The organism is Acidovorax sp. LjRoot74 (assembly GCF_964254355.1).
In the GTDB taxonomy this organism is placed as follows: Bacteria; Pseudomonadota; Gammaproteobacteria; order Burkholderiales; family Burkholderiaceae_C; genus Acidovorax.
In genome coordinates, this window is sequence record NZ_CAXUTI020000001.1 from 3,073,526 (window position 1) to 3,096,650 (window position 23,125).

The 23,125-nt window shown below is 66.2% G+C and carries 20 protein-coding genes; 5 read left to right on the forward strand and 15 right to left on the reverse strand.

Going from position 1 to position 23,125, the window contains the following annotated elements:
* Positions 1–17: 17 nt before the first annotated feature.
* Positions 18–563, forward strand: a complete 546-nt coding sequence (locus ACSQ3O_RS14400; RefSeq protein ID WP_137748992.1) for a PAS and helix-turn-helix domain-containing protein — start codon at positions 18–20, stop codon at positions 561–563.
* A gap of 139 nt (positions 564–702) precedes the next feature.
* On the opposite strand, the gene ACSQ3O_RS14405 is transcribed toward ACSQ3O_RS14400, so the two are convergent.
* The 11 genes from ACSQ3O_RS14405 to ACSQ3O_RS14455 all read right to left on the reverse strand — a co-directional run bounded on the left by ACSQ3O_RS14405 (position 703) and on the right by ACSQ3O_RS14455 (position 12,212).
* Positions 703–1,101, reverse strand: coding sequence for a carboxymuconolactone decarboxylase family protein (locus ACSQ3O_RS14405; RefSeq protein ID WP_137748991.1), 399 nt, complete (start codon positions 1,099–1,101; stop codon positions 703–705).
* Between the two features lie 123 nt (positions 1,102–1,224).
* Positions 1,225–3,420, reverse strand: coding sequence for a catalase/peroxidase HPI (gene katG, locus ACSQ3O_RS14410; protein WP_436139382.1), 2,196 nt, complete (start codon positions 3,418–3,420; stop codon positions 1,225–1,227).
* Between the two features lie 170 nt (positions 3,421–3,590).
* Entirely contained in the window at positions 3,591–4,508 is a 918-nt protein-coding gene (locus ACSQ3O_RS14415; protein WP_436139383.1) for an SMP-30/gluconolactonase/LRE family protein, read from the reverse strand.
* A 17-nt stretch (positions 4,509–4,525) separates the two neighbouring features.
* Positions 4,526–5,428 (reverse strand): amidohydrolase family protein, encoded by a 903-nt coding sequence (locus ACSQ3O_RS14420; RefSeq protein WP_436139384.1) that lies wholly within the window; start codon positions 5,426–5,428, stop codon positions 4,526–4,528.
* Positions 5,429–5,431: 3 nt separating this feature from the next.
* Positions 5,432–6,388: a Bug family tripartite tricarboxylate transporter substrate binding protein gene (locus ACSQ3O_RS14425; RefSeq protein ID WP_436139385.1), complete on the reverse strand. Its 957-nt coding sequence runs from the start codon at positions 6,386–6,388 to the stop codon at positions 5,432–5,434.
* 59 nt (positions 6,389–6,447) lie between these two features.
* A complete protein-coding gene (locus ACSQ3O_RS14430) occupies positions 6,448–7,446 on the reverse strand; it encodes a Bug family tripartite tricarboxylate transporter substrate binding protein (RefSeq protein WP_436139386.1) in 999 nt (332 codons plus the stop codon).
* Between the two features lie 71 nt (positions 7,447–7,517).
* A complete protein-coding gene (locus tag ACSQ3O_RS14435; RefSeq protein WP_436139387.1) occupies positions 7,518–8,477 on the reverse strand; it encodes an NAD(P)-dependent oxidoreductase in 960 nt (319 codons plus the stop codon).
* On the reverse strand, positions 8,474–9,160 hold the full coding sequence (locus ACSQ3O_RS14440; protein ID WP_436139388.1) for an RraA family protein: 687 nt from the start codon (positions 9,158–9,160) through the stop codon (positions 8,474–8,476). Before ACSQ3O_RS14440 ends, ACSQ3O_RS14435 begins: the two co-directional genes overlap by 4 nt.
* A 65-nt stretch (positions 9,161–9,225) precedes the next feature.
* Positions 9,226–10,224, reverse strand: a complete 999-nt coding sequence (locus tag ACSQ3O_RS14445; RefSeq protein ID WP_436139389.1) for a Bug family tripartite tricarboxylate transporter substrate binding protein — start codon at positions 10,222–10,224, stop codon at positions 9,226–9,228.
* 35 nt (positions 10,225–10,259) lie between these two features.
* The gene (locus ACSQ3O_RS14450; protein WP_436139390.1) at positions 10,260–11,168 is read right to left on the reverse strand and encodes an amidohydrolase family protein; all 909 of its coding nucleotides are present in this window, start codon (positions 11,166–11,168) and stop codon (positions 10,260–10,262) included.
* A gap of 48 nt (positions 11,169–11,216) precedes the next feature.
* On the reverse strand, positions 11,217–12,212 hold the full coding sequence (locus tag ACSQ3O_RS14455) for a Bug family tripartite tricarboxylate transporter substrate binding protein (RefSeq protein ID WP_436139391.1): 996 nt from the start codon (positions 12,210–12,212) through the stop codon (positions 11,217–11,219).
* Positions 12,213–12,357: 145 nt separating this feature from the next.
* Between ACSQ3O_RS14455 and ACSQ3O_RS14460 the strand changes: the two genes are divergently transcribed.
* From ACSQ3O_RS14460 to ACSQ3O_RS14470, 3 genes are read left to right on the forward strand one after another with little or no spacing between them, the layout of a single operon-like run.
* A complete protein-coding gene (locus ACSQ3O_RS14460) occupies positions 12,358–13,161 on the forward strand; it encodes an IclR family transcriptional regulator (protein ID WP_436139392.1) in 804 nt (267 codons plus the stop codon).
* Positions 13,162–13,211: 50 nt separating this feature from the next.
* Positions 13,212–13,790 (forward strand): peroxidase-related enzyme, encoded by a 579-nt coding sequence (locus ACSQ3O_RS14465; protein ID WP_436139393.1) that lies wholly within the window; start codon positions 13,212–13,214, stop codon positions 13,788–13,790.
* Between the two features lie 4 nt (positions 13,791–13,794).
* The gene (locus ACSQ3O_RS14470; RefSeq protein WP_436139394.1) at positions 13,795–14,556 is read left to right on the forward strand and encodes a hypothetical protein; all 762 of its coding nucleotides are present in this window, start codon (positions 13,795–13,797) and stop codon (positions 14,554–14,556) included.
* Here the strand turns inward: ACSQ3O_RS14470 and ACSQ3O_RS14475 are convergent.
* Both ACSQ3O_RS14475 and ACSQ3O_RS14480 read right to left on the reverse strand, forming a co-directional pair.
* Entirely contained in the window at positions 14,549–14,968 is a 420-nt protein-coding gene (locus ACSQ3O_RS14475) for an acyl-CoA thioesterase (RefSeq protein WP_436139395.1), read from the reverse strand. The two genes, ACSQ3O_RS14470 and ACSQ3O_RS14475, sit on opposite strands and share 8 nt — an antisense overlap.
* 20 nt (positions 14,969–14,988) lie before the next feature.
* Positions 14,989–15,771 (reverse strand): SDR family oxidoreductase, encoded by a 783-nt coding sequence (locus ACSQ3O_RS14480; RefSeq protein WP_094290647.1) that lies wholly within the window; start codon positions 15,769–15,771, stop codon positions 14,989–14,991.
* A 139-nt stretch (positions 15,772–15,910) separates the two neighbouring features.
* Here ACSQ3O_RS14480 and ACSQ3O_RS14485 point away from each other — a divergent pair, with 139 nt between their 5' ends.
* Positions 15,911–17,611, forward strand: a complete 1,701-nt coding sequence (locus ACSQ3O_RS14485; protein WP_436139396.1) for an electron transfer flavoprotein-ubiquinone oxidoreductase — start codon at positions 15,911–15,913, stop codon at positions 17,609–17,611.
* Between the two features lie 61 nt (positions 17,612–17,672).
* Here ACSQ3O_RS14485 and ACSQ3O_RS14490 read toward each other — a convergent pair whose 3' ends face one another.
* The gene (locus ACSQ3O_RS14490) at positions 17,673–19,343 is read right to left on the reverse strand and encodes a methyl-accepting chemotaxis protein (RefSeq protein ID WP_436139397.1); all 1,671 of its coding nucleotides are present in this window, start codon (positions 19,341–19,343) and stop codon (positions 17,673–17,675) included.
* Between the two features lie 106 nt (positions 19,344–19,449).
* Positions 19,450–23,112, reverse strand: a complete 3,663-nt coding sequence (locus ACSQ3O_RS14495) for a hydantoinase B/oxoprolinase family protein (protein WP_436139398.1) — start codon at positions 23,110–23,112, stop codon at positions 19,450–19,452.
* Positions 23,113–23,125 lie beyond the last annotated feature (13 nt).

The window sequence follows — 23,125 nt, forward strand, 5'->3', positions numbered from 1 at the left end:
TCGTAAAGACTTGCACTATGGACGTTGACTACCGACTGGCTTTCGACATGGCCCCCGTGGGGCTGGTGCTGTCACGCAACCGCACCATGGTCGATTGCAACCGGCACGTGTGCGAGATGTTCGGCGCCTCGCGCGAGGTGCTGATTGGCCAGTCGTTCCAGATACTCTATCCCAGCGCCGACGAATATGAACGGCTTGGGGCCCATATGGAGCCCATCCTGAACGCCAAGGGCCACTATGCGGACAACCGCATCATGAAGCGCGCCAATGGCGAAGTGTTCTGGTGCCATGTCTCGGGTCGCGCGCTCAACCGCGAGAATCCGCACGCTTCAGGCATCTGGAGCTTTGAAGACCTGAGTTCGCAACGCACCGTGAAGGCCGAACTCACCGGCCGCGAGCGCGAGGTGGCTGCGCGCCTGCTGGAGGGGCTGACCTCCAAGGAGATTGGCCGTGCGCTGGAGATCAGCCACCGCACGGTGGAGATCTACCGCGCACGCCTCATGCGCAAGTACAACGCCTCCACCGCTGCCGACCTGGTGCACAAGCTGCTGGCGGGGGGATAGCCCCCCTGAGTCGCTTCGCGCCTTCCCCCTGAGGGGAACGCCACCAGTGGCCTGGCAAAGCCAGTTCCACGGTGGCGCTGGCTTGGTGCATGCAAGTTCTACGGGCGACAGGAAGCAGTCCAAGCGGAAGACCGCGTCGTCAGCCCTTCTTGGGTCCGTCGATCACCTCGGCAGCAGTGCGGAAGGCCTCCACGGCTGCAGGCAGCCCGCAATAAATGCTGGCGTGCAGCAGCACTTCCTGGATCTCTGCCGACGTGGCGCCGTTGTTGAGCGCGCCACGCACATGGCCCTTGAGTTCATGCTGCTTGCCCAGCGCCGTCAGAAAAGCCACGGTGATCAGGCTGCGCGTCTTCATGTCCAGCCCCGGCCGCTGCCACACGTCGCCCCAGGCATTGCGGGTGATGAACTCCTGGATCGGCTGGGTGAATTCGGTGGCGTTGCCAAAGGCATTGGCCACAAAGTCCTCGCCCATGACCTGCTTGCGCGTGGCCAGGCCTTTGTCGAAGTCCTTGGTGGAGGGTGTGGATGGTTGGGTCATGCGGGCTATCTGGTTCAGTTGGGGCCGCCATCGTAGCCGCCCCCCTGCACGCACAAGGCGCGCACCCATAAAAACACCCCCTGCGGCGTCCCTCGGGACCTGCAGGGGGCGCGGGCATAACGCTCAGGCCTTGGTCGTCGCCAGATCAAACCGGTCCAGGTTCATCACCTTGGTCCAGGCGCGGGCGAAGTCCTGCACAAACACCGCCTGCGCATCGCTGCTGGCGTAGACCTCGGCCAGCGCACGCAGCACCGCGTTGGAGCCAAACACCAGGTCGGCCACCGTGCCTGTCCACTTCTTGGCGCCCGTGCTGCGGTCCACACCGTCCAGCACACCGGCTGCGCCCGCCGACTTCTGCCATTGGGTGCGCATGTCGAGTAGGTTCACGAAGAAGTCATTGCTCAGGGTGCCAGGGCGCTGCGTCAAGACACCATGGGGCGCCTGGCCCACATTGGCACCCAGCACGCGCAGGCCACCGATCAGCACCGTCATCTCGGGTGCCGTCAGAGTGAGCTGGTTGGCACGGTCCACCAGCAACTCGGCCACTGCGCCTTCCAGGCCGGGGCGCACATAGTTGCGGAAACCATCGGCCACGGGCTCCATGACCTCGAACGAAGGCACATCGGTCTGGTCCTGCGATGCATCCGTGCGGCCGGGGGTGAAGGGCACGGTCACGTTCTGTCCCGCCTGCTTCGCTGCGGCCTCGACGGCGGCGCCGCCGGCCAGCACGATCAGGTCAGCGAGCGAGATCTTCTTGCCGCCCGTCTGCGCCGCATTGAACGCCTGCTGGATCTTTTCGAGCTGGCCCAGCACCTTGGCTAGCTGCGCGGGTTGGTTCACGGCCCAGTCCTTCTGTGGCGCCAGACGGATGCGCGCGCCATTGGCACCACCGCGCTTGTCGCCGCCCCGGAATGTGGAAGCAGACGCCCAGGCCGTGGACACCAGCTCCGAGATTGACAGGCCCGAGGCGAGCACCTGGGCCTTGAGCGCTGCGATGTCTTGCGCATCGACCAGCGCGTGGTCCACCGCCGGGATCGGGTCTTGCCACACCAGCACTTCAGCAGGCACTTCAGCCCCCAGGTAGCGTGCACGCGGCCCCATGTCGCGGTGCGTGAGCTTGAACCAGGCACGCGCAAACGCATCGGCAAACTGCTCGGGGTGCGCCAAAAAGCGGCGCGAGATCTTCTCGTAGGCCGGGTCAAAGCGCAACGACAGGTCGGTGGTGAGCATGGTGGGCACCAGCTTTTTCGACAGGTCGTGGGCGTGCGGGATCGTGGCTGCCGCGCCCTTGGCCGTCCACTGGTGGGCACCCGCCGGGCTCTTGGTCAGCTCCCATTCGTAGCCGAACAGGTTCTCGAAGAAGTTGTTGCTCCACTGCGTGGGCGTGGTGGTCCAGGTGACTTCCAAGCCGCTGGTGATGGTGTCGCCAGCCTTGCCAGAACCATGGCTGCTCTTCCAGCCCAGGCCCTGCTCTTCGATGCCTGCGCCTTCGGGCTCCTTGCCCACCAGCGCAGCGTCGCCTGCACCGTGGGTCTTGCCAAAGGTGTGGCCGCCAGCAATCAGGGCCACGGTCTCTTCATCGTCCATGGCCATGCGGGCGAAGGTGTCGCGGATGTCGCGCGCGGCGGCGATGGGGTCAGGGTTGCCGTTCGGGCCTTCGGGGTTCACATAGATCAGGCCCATCTGCACGGCGGCCAGGGGGTTGGCCAGGTCACGCTCGCCGCTGTAGCGTTTGTCGCCCGCCAGCCAGGTGGATTCGGCACCCCAGTACACGTTCTCATCGGGCTCCCACACGTCGGGACGGCCACCGGCAAAGCCAAAGGTCTTGAAGCCCATGGATTCCAGCGCCACGTTGCCCGCCAGGATCATCAAGTCGGCCCACGAAATCTTGCGGCCATATTTTTGCTTGACGGGCCAGAGCAGGCGCCGCGCCTTGTCCAGGTTGGCGTTGTCGGGCCAGCTGTTGAGCGGCGCAAAACGCTGCTGCCCGGCCCCCGCGCCACCACGGCCGTCCGCCAGGCGGTAGGTGCCCGCGCTGTGCCAGGCCATGCGCACAAACAATGGGCCGTAGTGGCCAAAGTCTGCAGGCCACCAGTCCTGCGAATCGGTCATGACCGCATGCAGGTCCTTCTTCAGGGCCGCCAGGTCCAGGGTCTTGAATTCTTCGGCGTAGTTGAAGCCGTCACCCATCGGGTCGGTGAGCGGCGAGTTCTGGTTCAGGGGGCGGAGATTGAGCTGGTTGGGCCACCAGTCGGCATTGCGGGGGCCTGTGGGCACCGCCTTGGTGTGGTCAAAGGGGCACTTGGCTTCGGTGGTCATGGGGCATCTCCTGTAGGAACGTGAATGAACGTATCGACAGGACAGATGGTAGGAAGCAATCGATGACAGGTAAATTGAATCGATTGAATCCCTTTAATAGTCAATTTCAATAGAACATCCCATCACCATTGGTGTTTCCGAAAATGCACCCCGCCAGAGCGACCACCCAATCAGCGCGGCCGTGCCAACGGCAGCCCACCCACCTCCATCTGCGTATGCAGGATGTGGCCATGGGTGGAATCGGTCACGTACACCACGGTGCGCCCTTCTCCGCCAAACGCCAGGTTGGTGGTAGAGGCGCCCGCAGGCCCGCGCAGCACCAGCACGGGCTCGGCCCGGTGGTTGAGCACCCACACATAGCCCAGGCCCGGGTTGGCCACCAGCAGCCGCCCCTGCGCATCCACGGCCAGCCCGTCGGGGCCACTCGGGCCATATGACGTGAAGAACTGTCCCACCTTGGCCACGCTGCCATCGGGCAGCAACGGCACGCGCCACACGCAGTTGCCACGCGTGGCGGCGAGGTACAGCACACGGCCGTCGGGCGACAGTGCCACGCCGTTCGGGCTGGGCACATTCGCCAGCAGCAGGTCAAGCTGCCCGTTGGGGCGCAGGCGGTACAGGCGGCCGCTCGGGTCGTGCAGCCCGCTCTGGCCCTGGTCGGTGAAATACAGGTTGCCTTCGGCGTCGAAGATCAAATCGTTCACCCCCTTGAAGCGTTCGCTGTTGCGGCGCTCCAGGTAGGGCGTGACGGTGCCGGTGGCGACATCCAGCCGCATGAGGCCGTTCTTGTAGTCGGTGACCAGCAGCGTGTCTGCGTCCATGAACTTCATGCCGTTGGGTTCGCCGTCGTACTCGGCCACCAGCGTCCACGCGCCCTCGGGGTCGATGCGGAAGATGCGGCCCCAGGGGATGTCGGTCACGTACAGGTTGCCTGCACCGTCGAACACCGGGCCTTCGAGGAACGAGTCGGTGATGGTGCCGCCCCGGTTGGCGTCGGCCCAGGCACTGCGCTCCGGGCGGCGGAAGGCCTCGGGCATGGCGCTGAACAAGGCCAGATCGCGGATCTCAGGGGGTTGCAGAAGAAACATGGAAAAGTCCCTCGTTGTCAGGAAATGGCCTCGAAACCATACAGCCGCGCCGGGTTGTCCACCAGGATGCGGTGCATCACAGCCTCCGATCCCGCCCAGGCGTGCAGCAGGCCCACCAGGTCGGCATCGTTCACACTGCCCGGTGCCTCGGTGGTGTGGGGCCAGTCGCTGCCCCACACCAGGCGCTCAGGTGCGGCCAACACCAGCGCGCGGCCCAGCGGCAGCGTGTCGGCGTAGCTTGGGCCCTGCACGCGGGAGCGCATGTAGGCGCCCGAAAGTTTGACCCAGGTGTTGCCCCCGTCCAGCAACCGGCGCAGCGCGCCCATCGCCTCAGACGACGGCCTTTCGGCCGGATCCATGCGCCCCAGGTGGTCGATGACCAGCGGCACCGGCATGGCGCGCAGCACAGGTTCAAGCGCCACGATCTGCTCCGGGTGTGCAAACACTTGGATGTGCCAGCCATTGCAGTCTGCATGGCGCACCACCTTGCCCGCCAGCGTGGCCAGCATCTCAGGGGTCGTGGTGCCCCAGGACTGGGGCGAGACAAAGTTGATCCGCAGGCCGCGCACGCGCCGGGCGGCCAGGTGGGCCAGCTCCGCGTCGCTCACGCCGTGGTCCACCACGGCCACGCCGTGTGCGCTGTCGCCCAGTTGGTCCAGCGCATCCAGCGTGCAGGCGTTGTGGGTGCCATAGGTCGAGGGCGTGACCACCAGCGCGCGCGAGGTTCCAAGGCGCTGCTGCAGCTGCCGGTAGGCAGCCACGGGTGCATGGGGCGGCGTGCGCGGCCAGTGGGGCGACGGAGAAAACCGCGGATCGAAGATGTGCATGTGGCTGTCGCACGCGCCGGGCGGCAGCGGGCGCTGGGGGCGGTCCAGGCCCGCCGAGTGCGGCACAGGCGCAGTCAGCGCAGGCAAAGGCATGGCTCAGTCCAGCTTGATATTGCCCTTCTTGACCACCTCGCCCCACTTCGCGTCTTCCTTCTTCAGAAAGGCGGCAAAGTCGGCGGGCGTGGAGCCCACGGGCTGTGCACCCATGTCGGCCAGGCGTTGCTTCACCTCGTCTTCCTTCAGCACCTCCTGCAGCGCCTGCTGCAGCTGGGTGGCCACAGGGGCGGGCGTGCCGGCGGGCAGGAAAACGCCATTCCATTCAAAGGCCTCGTAGCCCGGAACGGCGGCCTCGGCCACGGTGGGCACGTCGGGGAGGCGCTTGGAACGCTCAGGCGCCGACACGGCCAGCGCGCGCAGCTTGCCACCCGACACATGCGGGTAGGTGGCAGCCACGGTGCCAAACATGAAGTCCACCTGCCCACCCATCACATCGGTGATGGCGGGGCCGCCACTTTTGTAGGGCACATGCACCATGTCCAGCCCCAGCTGCTGACGGAACAGCTCCGCCGCCAGACGCTGCACCGTGCCGCTGCCGCCCGAGGCAAAGTTGATCTTGCCGGGCTGCGCCTTGGCCTTGGCGATGAGGTCGCCCACGTTCTTGAAGGGCGCATCGGCCCTCACGATGAGCACGTTGGGCGCCAGCATCACCAGCGACAGCGGCTGCAGCGCGTTGCTGGCATACGGCATCTTGGGGAACAGGTGCGGGTTGATGGAATGCGGCGTGGCGTCGTACAGCATGGTGTAGCCGTCGGCCGGGGCCTTGGCCACAAAGCTGGCGCCAATGGTGCCGCTGGCCCCGGCCTTGTTGTCCACCACCACGCTGGTGCCCAGCTTGATCCCCAGGCGCGTGGCCACCACGCGGGCCACGGCATCTGCCGCGCCGCCGGGGGCGTAGGGCACGACAAGGGTGATGGGCCGCTCAGGGAAGGCGGCATGGGCCAGGCCAGCGGTCAGGGCGCAGGCGGCGATCAGGGGTTTCACAAAACGGAACATGGGGAGTCTCCTCGCGGGATTGAATGTTGGGGCGTAAAAAGTGCGGCGGTTTCTGCAGCTCAGTCCGCCTTCAGGTCCAGATCGCGCGCAATCTGTGTGTAGGTAACCACCTCGCGGCCCACCTGGCTGGCAAACGCGGCGCCGCAGGTGGCATCGGCGCCCAGCCCCAGGCCACGCAGCTTGTCAGCGGTCGCAGGGCTTTGCACAAAGTCCCGGGCCACGCGCTCCAGCTGCTGGGCTATGGCGTCGTCCAGGCCCGCCAGGGCCAGCAGGCCATACCAGGCGTCGGCCGAATAGTTGCCACCACCGGCTTCGGCAAACGTGGCCACGTCGGGCAGCAGCGACGACCGCTTGGGCGACGCCACGGCCAGCGCAGTGAGTTTGCCGCTCTTGATCTGCGGCAGCACCGAGCCCAGCGTGGCAAACGAGCTGTCGAGCTGGCCGCCCACCAGGTCCGTCACCACGGGCGCAGCGCCCTTGTAGGGCACGTGATTCAGTTGCAGGTTGTTGGCGCGGGCAAACATCTCAGTGGCAAAGTGGCCCGAACTGCCCACACCCGCCGTGCCCGCAGACAAGCGCCCCGGCTCCTTGCGCGCACGGGCCATGTAGTCGGCCAGCGACTTCACCGGCAGGGCCTGCCCCACCACCAGCACCGTGGGGCTGGTGGCCACGGTGCACAGCGGCTTGAACGATTTGACTGCATCAAACTTGACCCGCCCGGCATACAGCCCCGGGATCATGGTGTGGTTGGTGGCGCCAAACAGCAGCGTGTAGCCATCGGCCGGTGCGCTGGCCACTGCCTGGGCGGCCAGGATGGTGTTGGCGCCAGGTTTGTTGTCCACCACAAAGGGCTGGCCCAGCGCGCGGCTGGCGTGGTCGGCAAACGCGCGCGCCACCACGTCGGTGGGGCCGCCTGCGGCAAACCCCACCACCAGCTTCACAGGCTTGTGGGGGTATGCGGTTTGCGCCCCTGCAGCGCCAGATGCTATACAAACAATAGCTATCAGCGCTTGATGGACGCGCGCAGAGGCCGCTTTTTTCTTCACAATTTGGTGCATATCGTTGTCTCCACAGGCCGGGGCGCCCTGCCCCATGCCTTTTTCTTTTTGTGTTCAGCGCGTGGCTGTCGTCAGGCAGCAGCAGCCGCCGCCACTTCGCCAGGAGTGCGGGCCAGCACGGCCAGCAGGTTCTGGGCTGCACCCACGCCCATGTTCACGTAGGCATCGCTGGTCACGCCGCCGATGTGGGGCGACAGGATGACGTTCTTCTCACCCTGGAACGGATGGCCCGCCACCATGGGCTCGACTGCAAAGCTGTCCAGCCCCGCAGCCATCACCTGGCCCGAACGCACGGCAGCCAGCAGCGCGGCCTCGTCGATCAGACCGCCCCGCGCGGTGTTCACCACGATCACGCCGCGCTTGCATTGCGCCAGCGTGGTGGCGTTCAGCATGCCGCGGTTCTCGTCGGTCAGCGGGCAGTGCAGCGAGATTGCATCCGCTTCGCGCCAGAGGGTTTCGAGGGGAACGCTCTGCACATAAGTGGGCAGGTTCTTGGCGAAGGGGTCGAAACCGATCACACGCATGCCCAGCGCGTCGGCCATCTTGGCAAAACGCAGGCCGATGGCGCCCAGGCCCACCAGGCCCACGGTGCGGCCACCCAGCTCCAGGCTCTTGTGCGTGGCCTTGTCCCAGTGGCCGACGTGCATGCGCGCATCCAATGCCACCACGGATTTGGCGCAGGCCAGCAGCAGGGCCAGGGCCTGTTCGGCCACGGCGGCGGCGTTGGCGCCCACGGCGGCCACCACCTCAATGCCACGGGCTTTGGCAGCCACCTTGTCGATGGTGTCGGTGCCGCTGCCGTGCTTGGAGATGACCTTGAGGGCGGGGGCTGCGTCCATCACCGCCGCGCCCACCTTGCCGTAGCGCACGATGATGGCCACGGGGTTGTGCGCGCGGCACAGGGCCACCATGTCGTCTTCGGTAGGCGTCTTGCCTGCATAGACGACTTCGTAGCCTGTGAGCAAATCCAGGGCTTGTTGCGCCAGGTCGGCGCCGGTCACGATGATGACGGGGTGGGTTGCGTTGCTCACAGCGATTCCCCTTCCTTGAGAACACCGGCAGCGCGCAGTGCAGCGGGCAGCCATTTCGATGCGGTGTCGCCACGGGCAATGGCTTCGATGCGGGCGGCTTCGTCAGCCACCTTCTTGTCGGCCAGGGCCAGCATGCCGGGGGCCTTTTCGCGTTCGATGACGACCACGCCATCGGCGTCGCCCACCACCAGGTCACCGGGGTTCACCACCGCGCCACCGGCACAGATGGGATGGTTGATGCGGCCGGGCACATATTTGGTGGGGCCTGCGGGGTTGAAACCTGCGCTGAACACGGGGAAGTCCAGCTCCAGGAGCTCCAGCTTGTCGCGGATGGCGGCGTCCACGATCACACCCGCCAGGCCACGCTTCTTGCAGGCGCTGAGCATCAGCGTGCCCATCAGCGCGGCGGTCTGGTCGCCCTTGCCGTCGATCACCAGCACGTCGCCCGGCTGGGCCAGCGCAATGGCAGCGTGGATCATGAGGTTGTCGCCGGGGCGCACTTCCACGGTGAAGGCGGGGCCCGCTACCTTCATGCTCTGGTGCACCGGCGCCACGCGGCCGTGCATCGTGCCGCGCCGGCCCGCCACGTCGGCCAGGATCGCGGCCTGGTAGGTTGCGGCCTGGGTCACCACGTCGGCGCCCACGCGCTCAATGGTGCGGATGATTTCGGGGAGTTGGCTCATGGTGGGTTCCGTTCGATAGAAAAAGAATGTGAGGAATGCGCAAAGGGGCCGAGTGCGGGCCGGGCTCAATCGGCCTGGATGTTTCCGTCCTTGATGACCTTGGCCCACTTGGCGGAGTCGGCCTTTTGCAGGTCGCCCAGCTGCTGGGGCGTGCCACCCACCAGCGTCACGCCCAGCTTGTCGGCAAGGGCGACCACGGCAGGGTCTTTCAGGGTTTTGTTGATTTCATGGTTCAGGCGCTGCACCACGGCCGCAGGCGTTTTGGCCGGTGCAAACACGGCCTGCCACTGCTCGACCACAAAGTCCTTCAGGCCCGCCTCGCCCATCGTGGGCACGGCAGGCAGCGGCTTGAGGCGCTGGGCCGACGTGACGGCCAGCGCGCGCAGCTTGCCCGCCTGCACATGGGGCAACGCAGCGGCGGCGGGTGCGAACATGAACTGCACCTGCTCGGCCAGCGTGTCCTGCAGCGCCGGGGTGTCGCCCTTGTAGGGCACGTGGATGAAGCGTGCGCCCGTTTGCTGCTGCAGCAGCTCGCCCTGCATCTGCAGGATGGTGCCGTTGCCGCCCGAGGCAAACGCGAGCTTGCCTGGCTGCGCCTTGGCGGCAGCCAGCAGGTCGGCCACGTTCTTGAACGGCTGGTTGGCCCCTACCACCAGGATGTGCGGAATGGTGCCCACGGTGACCACGGGTTCAAACGCCGTGATGTGGTCATACGGCAGCTTGGCCATGAGGTGTGGCGCAATCGCCTGCGGGCCGATCGAGGTGCCCAGCAAGGTGAATCCATCGGGCTGCGCCTTGGCCACAAAGGCCGCACCAATGGTGCCGGTGGCGCCCGCCTTGTTGTCCACGATCACGTTGGTGCCCAGGGCCGGGCCCAGGCGCTGCGCGATGTTGCGGCCCAGCACATCGGTGCTGCCGCCTGCGGGGTACGGCATCACCCAGGTGATGAGCTTGTCGCCCGGCCAGTCTGCCTGGGCCCAGGCAGGCACAGCCAGCATGGCTCCCCCCAGAGCCAGCAGGCTGCGGCGGGCGATGCGATGAAGAGTGCGTGAAGTGGTGGTCATGGCAATGCCTTCCAAACAATCGAACAAAGGGGTTGTCACAGCGGGCGGCCGAAGCCGTAGAGCGCCTGCGGGTTGTCCACTAGCACCTGGTGCAGCAGCGCAGGGCCGCCGCAGGCTGTGGTCCAGTCCGCCAGTCGGTCCACCTGGCGGGCGTCGTCGGGCAGGGGCTGCACACCGGCCGATGCCGTGGCGTGGGGCCAGTCACTGCCCCACACCACACGCCCGGGCGCGCAACGCAGGTAGCTGGCGGCCAGGGCGTCGAGCAGCGGGTCTTCCACCGAATGCAGGCTGCTCACGATGTAGCCCCCCGACAGCTTCACCCACGCCCGCCCGCTTTGCAGCAGCCCCAGCAGCACCGCATGTGCGGCATGGCGCCCGGCCTGCGCGGGGGCGATGCGCCCGAAGTGGTCAAACACCAGCGGCACGGGCAACTGGCCGAGCACGGCGCCCTGCTCTGCCAGCTGCTCGGGCGGCATCAGCAACTGCAGATGCCAGCCCCACGGTGCGATGCGGTGGGCCAGCGGCACGATGGAGTCCACCGAACCCGACACTCCCAGCGACAGGTTGAGCCGCACGCCGCGCACACCGGCAGCATGCAGGTGGTGCAGTTCGGCGTCGCTTTCGCGGCCGTCAATCACGGCCACGCCGCGCGCCTCCACGCCCATCGCCGCGAGCGCGGCCAGCCCTTCGAGCAGGCAGCGGTTGTCACTGCCATAGGTCGAGGGCGTGATAAGCACCACCCGCGTGGTGCCGATGTGCTGCTGCAGCGCGCGGTAGTCCTGGGCCGAGGCATCGGGTGGCAACAGCCTGGCGCCGGGTGCGGCAGGAAACCGCTGGTCATACACATGCACATGGCAATCGCAGGCGCCAGCAGGCAGAGCGGTGTGTGGCGCGGCGGTGCCCGCCGAGAACGGGACGGGCGTGGCAAGGCAATCGCGGGACATGGCGATGGCTGGGCGAGCGTGGGTGGGGCTGCGGTGCGGGCGGCGGTGTCAGTCCAGGCTGGCGCCCGAGTCCTTCACGATTTTGGCCCAGCGCGGCACTTCGGCCTTGAGCAGCTGGCTGAACTGTTCGGCCGTGCCGCCCAGCACGTCGCCGCCTTCGGAGCGAAGCTTGTCGGCCACATCGGGCTGCTGCAGGGCCACGTTGATGGCCTTGTTGAGCTGCGCCACGATGGGTGCGGGCGTGCCAGCAGGCGCGAGGATGCCAAACCAGGTCACGGCCTCGAAGCCCTTGTAGCCAGATTCGGCCAGCGTGGGCACATCGGGCAGCTGCGGCGAGCGTTTGGCCGAGGTGATGGCGATGACCTTGAGCTTGCCGTTGCGCACCTGGCCCAGCAGCGTGGGCACGGAGGACATGTACAGGTCGATCTGCCCGCCCACCAGGTCCGTCATGGCCTGGGCGGCGCCCTTGTAGGGGATGTGGCGCAGCTTGATGCCTGCCGCGTCTTCCGCCAGTTCGCCTGCCAGGTGGGCAACGGTGCCGTTGCCCGAATAGCCCAGCGTGAGCGCATCGGGCTTGCCCTTGGCGGCCGCCACCACGTCGGCGTAGCTCTTGAAGGGGGAGTTGATGGGCGCGGCCATCACGATGGGAGAAGACGACACCAGCGCCACGGGCACCAGGTCCTTGATCGGGTCGTAGGGCAGCTTGGGGTACAGCGTGGGGTTGATGGCCAGGTTGCTGGTCTGGCCCATGACCAGCGTGTAGCCATCGGCGGGCGACTTGGCGACGGCATCCACGCCCAGGTTGCCGCCCGCGCCGGGACGGTTGTCCACGATCACGTTCCATTTGTTCTGGTCCGCGAGCTTTTGCGCCACGGTGCGCGCGATCATGTCGGTGCCACCACCGGGAGGGAAAGGCACGATGAGGCGGATGGGCTTGTTCGGGTATGCGGCCTGCGCCAGGGCTGCGCCGGTGGGCACGGCTGCGGCCGCAAGGCCCAGGAAGGCAGCGCACAGGGAGCGCGAAAGCGAAGTGAAGGCGGTCATGGATTTGTCTCCGTTGGGGTGGTTCGTCACACCGGTCTGCGGGCCTTTGTTGTGATACGTGTTCTGGCCCGGCGCCGTGGGTGCGACTGTACGCAGACGTTTCAACCCATACAATGCAGTTGCGCACCATGAAACGAATTGCATCATGAGCAACCACCCCACCAAGCCCTCCCAACCCGCCCCCGCGCCCCGTGCCGTGGCATCGGCAGATGCAGAACCCGGTGGTGGTGGAGTCATCGCCGTCACACGCGCCCTGCAGGTGCTGGAGGCCTTTGCCCTGGGCGAATCCAGCCTGCCCCTGGCCGAGTTGAGCCGCCGCTGCGGCCTGCACAAGACCACCGTGCTGCGCCTGGCGCGCACGCTGGCGCAGTCAGGCTTCATGGTGCAGCGCGAGGACGGCGACTGGCGCCTGGGGCCCGCTGCGGGCTGGCTGGGCGCGCGCTACCAGGCCGGTTTTGATGTGCAGAACGTGCTGGAGCCCGCGCTGCGCGAGCTGACCCACGCCACCGGCGAGAGCGCGGCCTTTTACGTACGCGAAGGCAATGTGCGCACCTGCCTCGTGCGCGTGGAAGGCCCGCAGGCGCTGCGCCACCACGCGCGCATGGGCGAGGGCCTGCCACTGGACAAGGGCTCGCCGGGCCGCGTGATCCTGGCGTTTTCGGGCGAGCCGGGTAAGGCCTATGAAGAGATTCGCAAGAAGGGCTACCACTGGTCGATTGGCGAACGCGAACAGGGCGTGGCCACGGTGTCAGCGCCCGTGTTCGGCATGCACTGGCGGCTGATGGGCTCGGTGTGCATCTCGGGCCCGGCATCGCGCCTGCCCGCCGAAAAACTCGAAGCGCTGGCGCAGACGGTGATGGCTGCGGCCACCCAGTTGTCGTATGCGCTGGCGGGCAATTCGGCTGCGCCCGCACAAAGCCCGGTGCGGGCCACCCACTGGCACCCTTGATCCATCCGTGATACTTGCGGTATCCATCACAACAACCCCAGGAGACCGCCGTGAGCCGCTACCCTTTTCCCGACCTGAACACCCTGCCCGAAGACATCCGCGCACGCATTGTGGAAGTGCAGGAGAAGGCGGGTTTCATCCCCAACGTGTTCCTGGCGTTTGCACGCCGCCCGGCCGAGTGGCGCGCGTTCTTTGCCTACCATGATGCGCTGATGCTGAAAGAGGAAGGCAGCTTGACCAAAGGCGAGCGCGAGATGATCGTCACCACCACCAGCGCCGCCAACCAGTGCCTGTACTGCGTGGTGGCGCACGGCGCGATCCTGCGCATCTACGAAAAGAAACCTCTCATCGCCGACCAGGTGGCCGTGAACTACCGCAAGGCCGACATCAACCCTCGCGAGCACGCCATGCTCGACTTTGCGATGAAGGTCTGCCAGCGCTCGCACGAGATCGAGGACGCCGACTTTGCCGCGCTGCATGCCCACGGCTTTGACGACGAGGACATCTGGGACATTGCGGCCATTACCGCGTTTTTCGGCCTGTCCAACCGCATGGCCAGCTTTGCGGGCATGCTGCCCAACCCCGAGTTCTATCTGATGGGCCGCGTGCCCAAGCCCAAGGCAGCCTGACACCATGCCTCGCCTTCGCCTGCACTCCAATGGCACCGCAGCTATGCTGCTGGCACTGGGCCAGGCCATGGCGTGCAGCCTGGCACAGGCTGCTGGATTTGGCGCGCCATCGGGCTCCTGGCCAGTGCACCCCCTGCCACTGCAAGTGCCCCAGGGCGCCCTGTCGCCGCTGATGTCGTCATCGCTGTACCGAGCCGAGGGCGAACCACCCGCCTACTACCTGAGCGCAGGCGCGGGCGTGCCACGGCTGCAGATTCCCGACCTGCCGGGCGCCACGGCCTGGGCGGTGGTGCCCGACGGGGTGTGTGCACACCTGGCGCAGGTGCCCATGGATGTACTCAAGACAGGTGCGATGGAACCCGTTGTGGTGCAGCGCAATCCGTTGCCCATGGACTGCGCTGCAGCCTTCGAAGGTACCTGCACAAGCCGCGATGGGCAGTTGCGCATCAGCACTTCATTTGATGGGCAGCGGCGCAAGGCCCAGGTACGCGGCGGCTTCTTTGGTTCGGAAGGCCTGATAGACACCACCTTCTACACCGGCACCCGCACGCTGCAGATCGAACACCTGCCCAGCGGGCAAGCGGTGCGCATGCGCGAACCCCTGGTCGATGACCTTGGTTACAGCGCTCCGCAGACCGCCATCCGCTACCTGCCAGAGCTGCGCCTTGTGCTTCTGCTGGGCGTGACGCAAAACAGGGGCATGCCCGTGGCCCATTGCATGGCTTTGCCACCGCAGCCCCCCAGCCCGCCTTCGTCCATCAGGTGACAAGCGCACGCATCCAGTCCGGCAGCGGCGCGGCCTTCTGCTGCGGGAAGTCCACCCAGATGGTGGTGGCTCCACCTGCAGCGCAGATCACGCCGGGCTGGTCCACGCGTTCCATCGTGCCCCAGGTCTCGAACGTGGTGCGGCCAGGGTCGCTCACGTAGAGCTTGAGCAACACGTCTGCCGGGTATTCGAGCTGCTTGTAGAAATTGCAGAACGCATTGACGATGACCGGCCCCTGGCCGCGTGGGTCGGGGTTGCAGCCCACCGACACCATCCAGTCGATGCGCGCCGTTTCCAGGTACCTGAAGTACACCGTGTTGTTGACATGGCCCATCGCGTCCATGTCGCCCCATCGCACCGGGAAACGTGTCTCAAAGACCAGCTTTTTGACCTCAGGGATTTCGATCTTCATGCCCGCATGTTCCCTGGGGATCAGACCGCAAAACCGTCGTCGGCCGCAATCACCGCGCCGTTGATGAAATGGCTCTGGTCACTGGCCAGCATGACCAGCAGCGCATCCAGGTCCTGCGGGCTGCCCACGCGCTTGCGTGGCAGCATGGCGATGAGCTTCTGGCCCTGCTCGGTGTCCCAGTGGTGGTGGTTGATCTCGGTGTCGATGTAGCCGGGGCAGATGGCATTGGTATTGATGCCGAACTTTCCCCACTCCATCGCCATCGCGCGGGTCATCTGCACCACGGCGGCCTTGCTCATGCAGTAGGCGCCGATCTGCGGCAGCACCTTGAGGCCCGCCATCGACGCGATGTTGATGATGCGCCCACCCGTGAAGCTGCCCGGCGCCGCGCCGCGCGAGCGGGCCAGCATGCGCTTGCCCACCTCTTGCGCCACAAAGAAGGCGCCCTTCACATTGGTGTCGAAGATGAAGTCGTAGTCCTCGGGCGTCACGTCCTGCAGGCGCTGGGTGGTGCTCACGCCCGAGTTGTTGATCAGGATGTCGATGGAACCCATCTCGGTCTCGGCGTGTGCCACGGCGGACTTGATCGAAGCGTGGTCGGTCACGTCGAGTTCGATCACATGGGCGTCACCGCCCTCGCCTTCGATGCGCGCGCGCAGTTCCTTGAGTTTTTCCACCCGGCGGCTGGCCAGCACCACCCCGGCACCGGCACGCGCCAGCGTGCGCGCAAACTGCGCGCCCAGGCCACTGGATGCGCCGGTGATGAAGGCCACGCGGCCCGACAAGTCGATGCTGTACGCCATTTAGAGTCTCCCCACTGATCAAAAAAGAACGGTCGTTCGATTGTCCATATTCCGTGAATACAATCAGTCGCCAGACAGACAGGGTCTGGCCCATGCTCTGCCGACAATAGTCCATTATCAAACGCCCGACGAGAAGCCCATGACAAACGAAGAAATCCTCGCCCAATATGGCCCCCGCGAATCCATGGAATACGACGTGGTGGTCGTTGGCGGTGGCCCTGGCGGCTTGGCCACAGCCATCCGCCTGAAGCAATTGGCGGCCGAAAAGGGCCAGGATGTCTCGGTCGTGGTGCTCGAAAAAGGCTCAGAACCTGGCGCGCACATCCTCTCGGGCGCCATCATGGACCCCAAGGCGCTGACCGAGCTGATCCCCGACTGGAAAAAGCGCGGTGCACCACTGAATCAGCCCGTCACCGACGACGCCTACATCTTCCTTGGTGAAAAATCGGGCTTTCGTGTGCCCAACATGTTCCTGCCGCCGTTTGCACACAACCACGGCAACTACATCATCAGCCTGGGTGCGCTCACCAAGTGGCTGGGCGAGCAGGCCGAAGCCCTGGGCGTGGAAATCTTCCCCGGTTTTACGGCTGCCGAGGTGCTCTACAACGACAATGGCTCCGTCAAGGGCGTAGCCACCGGCAACATGGGCATCGGCAAGGATGGCGAGCCCACCGAGAACTTCCAGCTCGGCATGGAGCTGCTGGGCAAGTACACCGTGTTTGCCGAAGGCGCACGCGGCCACCTGGGCAAGCAGCTGATCGCCAAGTTCCACCTCGACAAGGACCGCGACCCGCAAAGCTTTGGCATCGGCGTGAAGGAACTGTGGGAAATCGACCCCAAGAAGCACCAGCCCGGCTTTGTGATGCACACCGCCGGTTGGCCCATGGAAAACGACACCTACGGCGGCGCCTTCCTGTACCACCTGGAGGGCAACAAGGTGGCCCTGGGCTTCGTCACCGGCCTGGGCTATACCAACCCCTACCTCAGCCCATTCGAGGAATTCCAGCGCTGGAAGACGCACCCCAACGTCCGCTACTACTTCGAGAACGAAAAGGGCGAGATCACGGCCAAGCGCCTGTCGTATGGCGCGCGCGCCATCAACGCCAGCGGCATCAACGCCCTGCCCAAGACGGTGTTCCCGGGTGGCGCACTGGTGGGCTGCAACGCGGGCTACCTGAACGTGGGCCGCATCAAGGGCAGCCACGCCGCCATCAAGACCGGCATGCTGGCTGCCGAAGCCGCCTATGACGCCGTGGTGGCGGGCCGCCAGCACGACGAGCTGACCGCCTACCCCGAAGCCTTCGAGGCAAGCTGGCTCTACACCGAGCTGAACAAGGACCGCAACTTCAAGAACTGGTTCAAGTACGGCCTGACCACGGCCACGCTGATGAACGGTTTCGAGCAGTTCGTGCTGCGCGGCCACATCCCCTGGACGCTGCACCGCGACAAGCCCGACCACGCCTACCTGAAGCCCGCTGCCGAGTGCAAGCCCATCGTCTACCCCAAGCCCGATGGCAAGCTCACGTTCGACCGCCTCTCCAGCGTGTTCATCAGCAACACCAACCACGAAGAGAACCAGCCCGCCCACCTCACGCTCAAGGACGCGAGCGTGCCGGTCAACATCAACCTGACCAAGTACGCAGGCCCCGAGGCCCGTTACTGCCCCGCCGGTGTGTACGAGTTCGTGGCCGATGAAGCCAAGGGCGGCAACGCCCAGCGCCTGCAGATCAACGCGCAGAACTGCGTGCACTGCAAGACCTGCGACATCAAGGACCCCACACAAAACATCGTGTGGGTGACACCCGAAGGCGGCGGTGGTCCGAACTATTCAGGCATGTAATCAAAATTGATAGCAAACAATGCTTAAGGGGCCCGCGCATGGCCCCTTTTTTTATTGATTTTTACGCCGTCCGCGCCAGCTGAAACTGGCCCATCGCACCGGCCAGCCGGTTGGCCTGGTCCTTGAGACTCTGGGCGGCTGCAGCGCCCTCTTCCACCAGCGCGGCGTTCTGCTGCGTCATGTGGTCGAGCTGGTCCACCGCCTGGCTCACCTGGCCGATCTGTGTGCTCTGTTCGCTGCTGGCCTCGTTGATCTCGGACATCAGCGTGGTCACGCGTTCCACGCTGTGCACGATGTCGCCCATGGTGGAGCCTGCGGTCACCACCAATCTGGCGCCATCGCTCACCTTGGCCACGCTGTCGGAAATCAGCGCCTTGATCTCTCGCGCCGCGTTGGCGCTGCGCCCGGCCAGGCCGCGCACCTCGCTGGCCACCACGGCAAAACCACGCCCCTGCTCGCCCGCGCGGGCGGCCTCCACGGCGGCGTTGAGCGCCAGGATGTTCGTCTGGAACGCAATGCCGTCGATGATGCCCACGATGTCGGCAATCTTCTTGCTGCTGGCGTTGATCTCCTCCATGGTCTTGACCACCTGGTGGACCACCTCACCGCCCTTGCTGGCCACCTGCGTGGCGCTGTGGGCCAGTGCGTTGGCCTGGCGTGTGCTGTCGGCATTGGCCGCCACCATCTGCGCCAGCTGGGCGATGCTGGCCGCCGTCTGCTGCAGGTTGCTGGCCGCGTGCTCGGTGCGGGCGCTCAGGTCGGTGTTGCCCGCCGCCACCTCGGAGCTGGCCACATGGATGGACTCGCCCGAATCGCGCACCTCGGTCACCACGTAGTGCAGGGACTCGACCATGCGGTTGAGCGCCATGAGCAGTTGGCCGATCTCGTCGGTGCGCTGCGTGTCCATGCGCACCGTGAGATCGCCCCGCGCCACCACCGCAGCGGCTTCTGAGGCCTGGCGCAGCGGCAGCACGATGGAGCGCCGCAGCAGCCAGCCAAACAGCGCCGACAGGCCCACCACCACCAGCACCGCAATGGCGCTGATCCACTGCGCGCGCGAGGCATCGCTGATCATGCTGTCGCCCGCTTTTAGCGATGCCTGCTCCGACGCTGCCAGCAACTGGTCGATGGCCTTGAGGTACTGGGCCAGGGCGGCGGCATGCTCCTGCAGCTCCTTCTGGCTGATGATCTTGGCTTCGAGGGCGTTCTGCACCAGCGCATCGCGCAGCACCGCATAGCGCTGCCGCTGCGCCTGGGCCTCGGCCCACAGGGGCTTGGTGCTTTCGGCGGTCGAGGCCTGGGCCAGGGCTGTCTCGATGCGCTTGCGCAGGGCGTCTTCGGCGGCCAGCTGGGTGCGCATCTCGGCCACCAGCGGGAACACGTCCGACGACAGCGTGGCGCGCAGCGCAATCTGGCCGATGGCCACCGACTGCGTTTTCCAGTCGCGCACCGAGCGTTCGATGGGCAGTTGCTCCGCCGTCAGCAGCGCGGCCTGGCGGCCCGTGCCCTCACCCGTCATCCAGGTGGTGGCCCCCAGCAGCGCCACAGCCAGGCCCAGGATGCCGAAGCTGGCCGCGAGCTTCTGGCCCACGCTCAGGCTGCGGCGCCCCCGCTGGGCCACAACTGGCGCCTGGGCCTCGTCGGCCCGTGGCCCCTGAGCGGTTGCATCAAGAAGCGCTCCAGGCAAGGAGGTGGCGTGAGAGACCCCAGCTGTAGCGGGCAAGTAGTTCATGAGCGTTCTCCTGGTTCATCCATGCCCCGCACTCGGCGGGGCCGAATGCAGGACCGAAGGCGGCGCTGGCAGCAACTGCAGCCAGCGCCCGCCCCTATCGCGGCGGTCAGTGCGCGACACACTCTCCAAACCCGCCACCGCCGGGTGTGGAGATCTCGAACACGTCACCCGGCTCCATCAGTGCAGCGCCGATGTGGCCCAGCTCCTCGACCTGGCCGTTGGCACGCAGCACCCGGTTGGCGCCCGCGCGGCCCGGCTGGCCGCCTGCCATGCCGAAGGCGGGATTCAGGCGCCCGTTCGAAAGGATGCTGGCCGTCATGGCCTCCAGGAACCGCACACGCCGCACGCCACCGTCGCCCCCCGCCCAGCGGCCTGCACCGCCCGAGCCGCGCTGGATCTCGTAGCTGTCGAGCACCACCGGAAAGCGGAACTCCAGCACCTCGGGGTCGGTCAGGCGCGAGTTGGTCATGTGGGTCTGGACCACGCTGGTGCCATCAAAGCCACGCACGGCCTGGCCCGAGGCATCCAGCACCGCGCCCGCGCCGCTGCCACCGGCGATGGTTTCGTAGTACTGGTACTGCGCATTGCCAAAGGTGAAGTTGTTCATGGTGGGCTGGCTGCCCGCCATCACGCCCAGCGCGCCAAACAACGCGTTGGTGATGCAGGTGGAGGTCTCCACATTGCCCGCCACCACCGAGGCCGGCGGGTTGGGATTGAGCATGGACCCCTGCGGGATGATGACCTGCAGCGGCTTGAGGCACCCGGCATTGAGCGGGATGTCATCGTCCACCAGCGTGCGGAACACATACAGCACGGCCGCCATGCACACGGCACGCGGGGCGTTGAAGTTGTTCATCTGCTGCGCGCTGGTGCCCGCAAAGTCGATCACTGCACTGCGCTCGGCCACATTCACCTTGACCGCCACGCTGATCTGCGCGCCGTTGTCCAGCGGCAGCGTGAACTGGCCGTCCTTGAGGTGGGTGATCACACGGCGCACGGACTCTTCGGCGTTGTCCTGCACATGGCGCATGTAGGCCTGCACGACATCCAGGCCAAACTGGTCCACCATCTTCGACAGCTCTTGCACGCCCTTTTCGTTGGCGGCGATCTGCGCACGCAGGTCGGCCAGGTTCTGCTGCGGGTTGCGGCTGGGGTATGGCGTGGTGCCACCGCCCGTGGCCAGCAGTGTGCGCACTTCTTCCTCCAGGAAGATACCCCGGTCCACCAGCTTCACGTTGTTGATCTGCACGCCCTCTTCATCGATGCGCGTGGAGAACGGCGGCATGGAGCCCGGCGTGGTGCCGCCAATGTCCGCATGGTGGCCCCGGCTGCCCACATAAAACGTGGGCTCGGCACCTTCGGACACATAGACCGGCGTGATCACCGTCACATCGGGCAGGTGGGTGCCGCCGTGGTACGGGTCGTTGAGCATGTACACATCGCCCGGGTGCATCTTGCCCGCGTTCTCGCGGATCACGGTCTTGATGCTCTCGCCCATGCTGCCCAGGTGCACGGGCATGTGGGGCGCGTTGGCGATCAGGTTACCTGCAGCATCGAACAGCGCGCAGCTGAAATCGAGGCGCTCCTTGATGTTGACCGAGTAGGCCGTGTTCTGCAGCTGCAGCCCCATCTGCTCGGCGATGTTCATGAACAGGTTGTTGAACACCTCCAGCAGCACCGGGTCCACCGTGGTGCCGGCGGCGTACTGCACCTTGCGGGCGGTGACGCGGTCCAGCACCAGGTGGTCCAGATCGGTCAGACGCGCAGACCAGCCGGGCTCCACCACGGTGGTGGTGTTCTTCTCGGCAATGATGGCCGGACCGGGGATCACGTCGCCGGGGCGCAGGTCTTCACGCACCACCAGGGCGGCGTCGTGCCACTGGCTTCCCGAATACATGCGCACGGTTTCGCGCTGCGGGTGCTTGCGATGCGGGTGCACCGCCAGGCGCGGCTCGGCGGGGGCATCGCCTGCAATCACGGCCTCGACCGATACAGCCTCCACCACCAGGCACTTGCCCGCCATGAGGAAGGCAAAACGCTGGCGGTAGGCCGTTTCAAACGCAGCCTGGATGCTGGCCATGTCGCCAAACGGCACGACCAGGGCCGAGTCTGTGCCCTCGTAGCGCACATGCACGTTGTGGCGCACCTGCACGGGGTTGGTGCTGACCTGCTGGCGCTCCAGCTCGGCCTGCGCGGCATTGCCCAGCGTGTCCAGGCGTTCGGCGATCAGCGGCAGGGACTCTGCAGCCAGCGGCATCTCCACCGCCTGCTCACGGATCACGGTCTGGTCGGCCAGGCCCATGCCATAGGCGCTGAGCACACCGGCCAGCGGGTGCACGAATACGCGCGACATGCCCAACGCATCGGCCACCAGGCAGGCATGCTGGCCGCCCGCGCCGCCAAAACACTGCAGGGTGTAGCGGGTCACGTCATACCCGCGCGCCACGCTGATCTTCTTGATCGCGTTGGCCATCTGCTGCACGGCAATCTGGATGAAGCCTTCGGCCACTTCCTCGGGTTGGCGCTGGGTCTGGGTGGCGATCTCCTGAAAACGGGCGCGCACCGCGTCGGCGTCCAGCGTTTCATTGGCAGCGGGGCCGAACACGCTGGGGAAGTAACGCGGCTGCACCTTGCCCACCATCACGTTCGCATCGGTCACGGCCAGCGGGCCGCCACGGCGGTAGCTCACGGGGCCCGGGTTGGCGCCTGCGCTTTCGGGGCCCACACGAAAACGGGAACCGTCATACGCCAGCACCGAGCCACCGCCCGCCGCCACCGTGTGGATGCTCATCATGGGCGCACGCATGCGCACGCCAGCCACGTGGGTCTCGAACTCGCGCTCGAACGCACCGGCGTAGTGGCTCACATCGGTGGACGTGCCGCCCATGTCAAAGCCGATGACTTTTTCGTGCCCCGCCAGGCCCGCCGTGCGCGCCATGCCGACGATGCCGCCCGCAGGGCCAGACAGGATCGCGTCCTTGCCCTGAAACGTGCCCGCATCAGTCAGGCCACCAGACGACTGCATGAAGAACAGCTTGACGCCTGGCATCTCGCAGGCCACCTGCTCCACATAGCGGCGCAGGATGGGCGAGAGGTAGGCATCCACCACCGTGGTGTCGCCCCGGCTCACGAACTTCATCATGGGGCTGGTTTCGTGCGAGGTGCTGATCTGCGTGAAGCCGATCTCGCGTGCAATGCGCTGCGCCGCCTTTTCGTGCTGGGCATAGCGGTAGCCGTGCATGAACACAATGGCCACGCTGCGCAGGCCGCGCCCATAGGCCGCCAGCAGGTCACCGCGCAAGGTGGCTTCGTCCAGGTTCTGCAGCACGTCGCCATGGGCGCCCATGCGCTCACGGGCTTCGATGACCTCGGTGTAGAGCAGCTCGGGCAGCTGGATGTGGCGGTCAAACAGGCGCGGGCGATTCTGGTAGGCGATGCGCAGCGCATCGCGAAAACCGCGTGTGGTGACCAGCAGCGTGGGCTCGCCCTTGCGTTCCAGCAATGCGTTGGTGGCCACGGTGGTACCCATCTTCACGCATTCGACCAGCGCGGGTGTCACCGGCTCGCCAGGCGCAAGGCCCAGCAGGTGACGGATGCCTGCCACAGCAGCGTCCTTGTACTGCTCGGGATTCTCGGACAGCAGCTTGTGGGTGGTCAGGGAGCCATCGGGCCGCTTGGCCACGATGTCGGTGAAGGTGCCGCCCCGGTCGATCCAGAACTGCCAGCGGTTGCCAGCCGGTGCGGTGGTCATGGTGGAGGATGCTTGCATGGTGATGAGACTC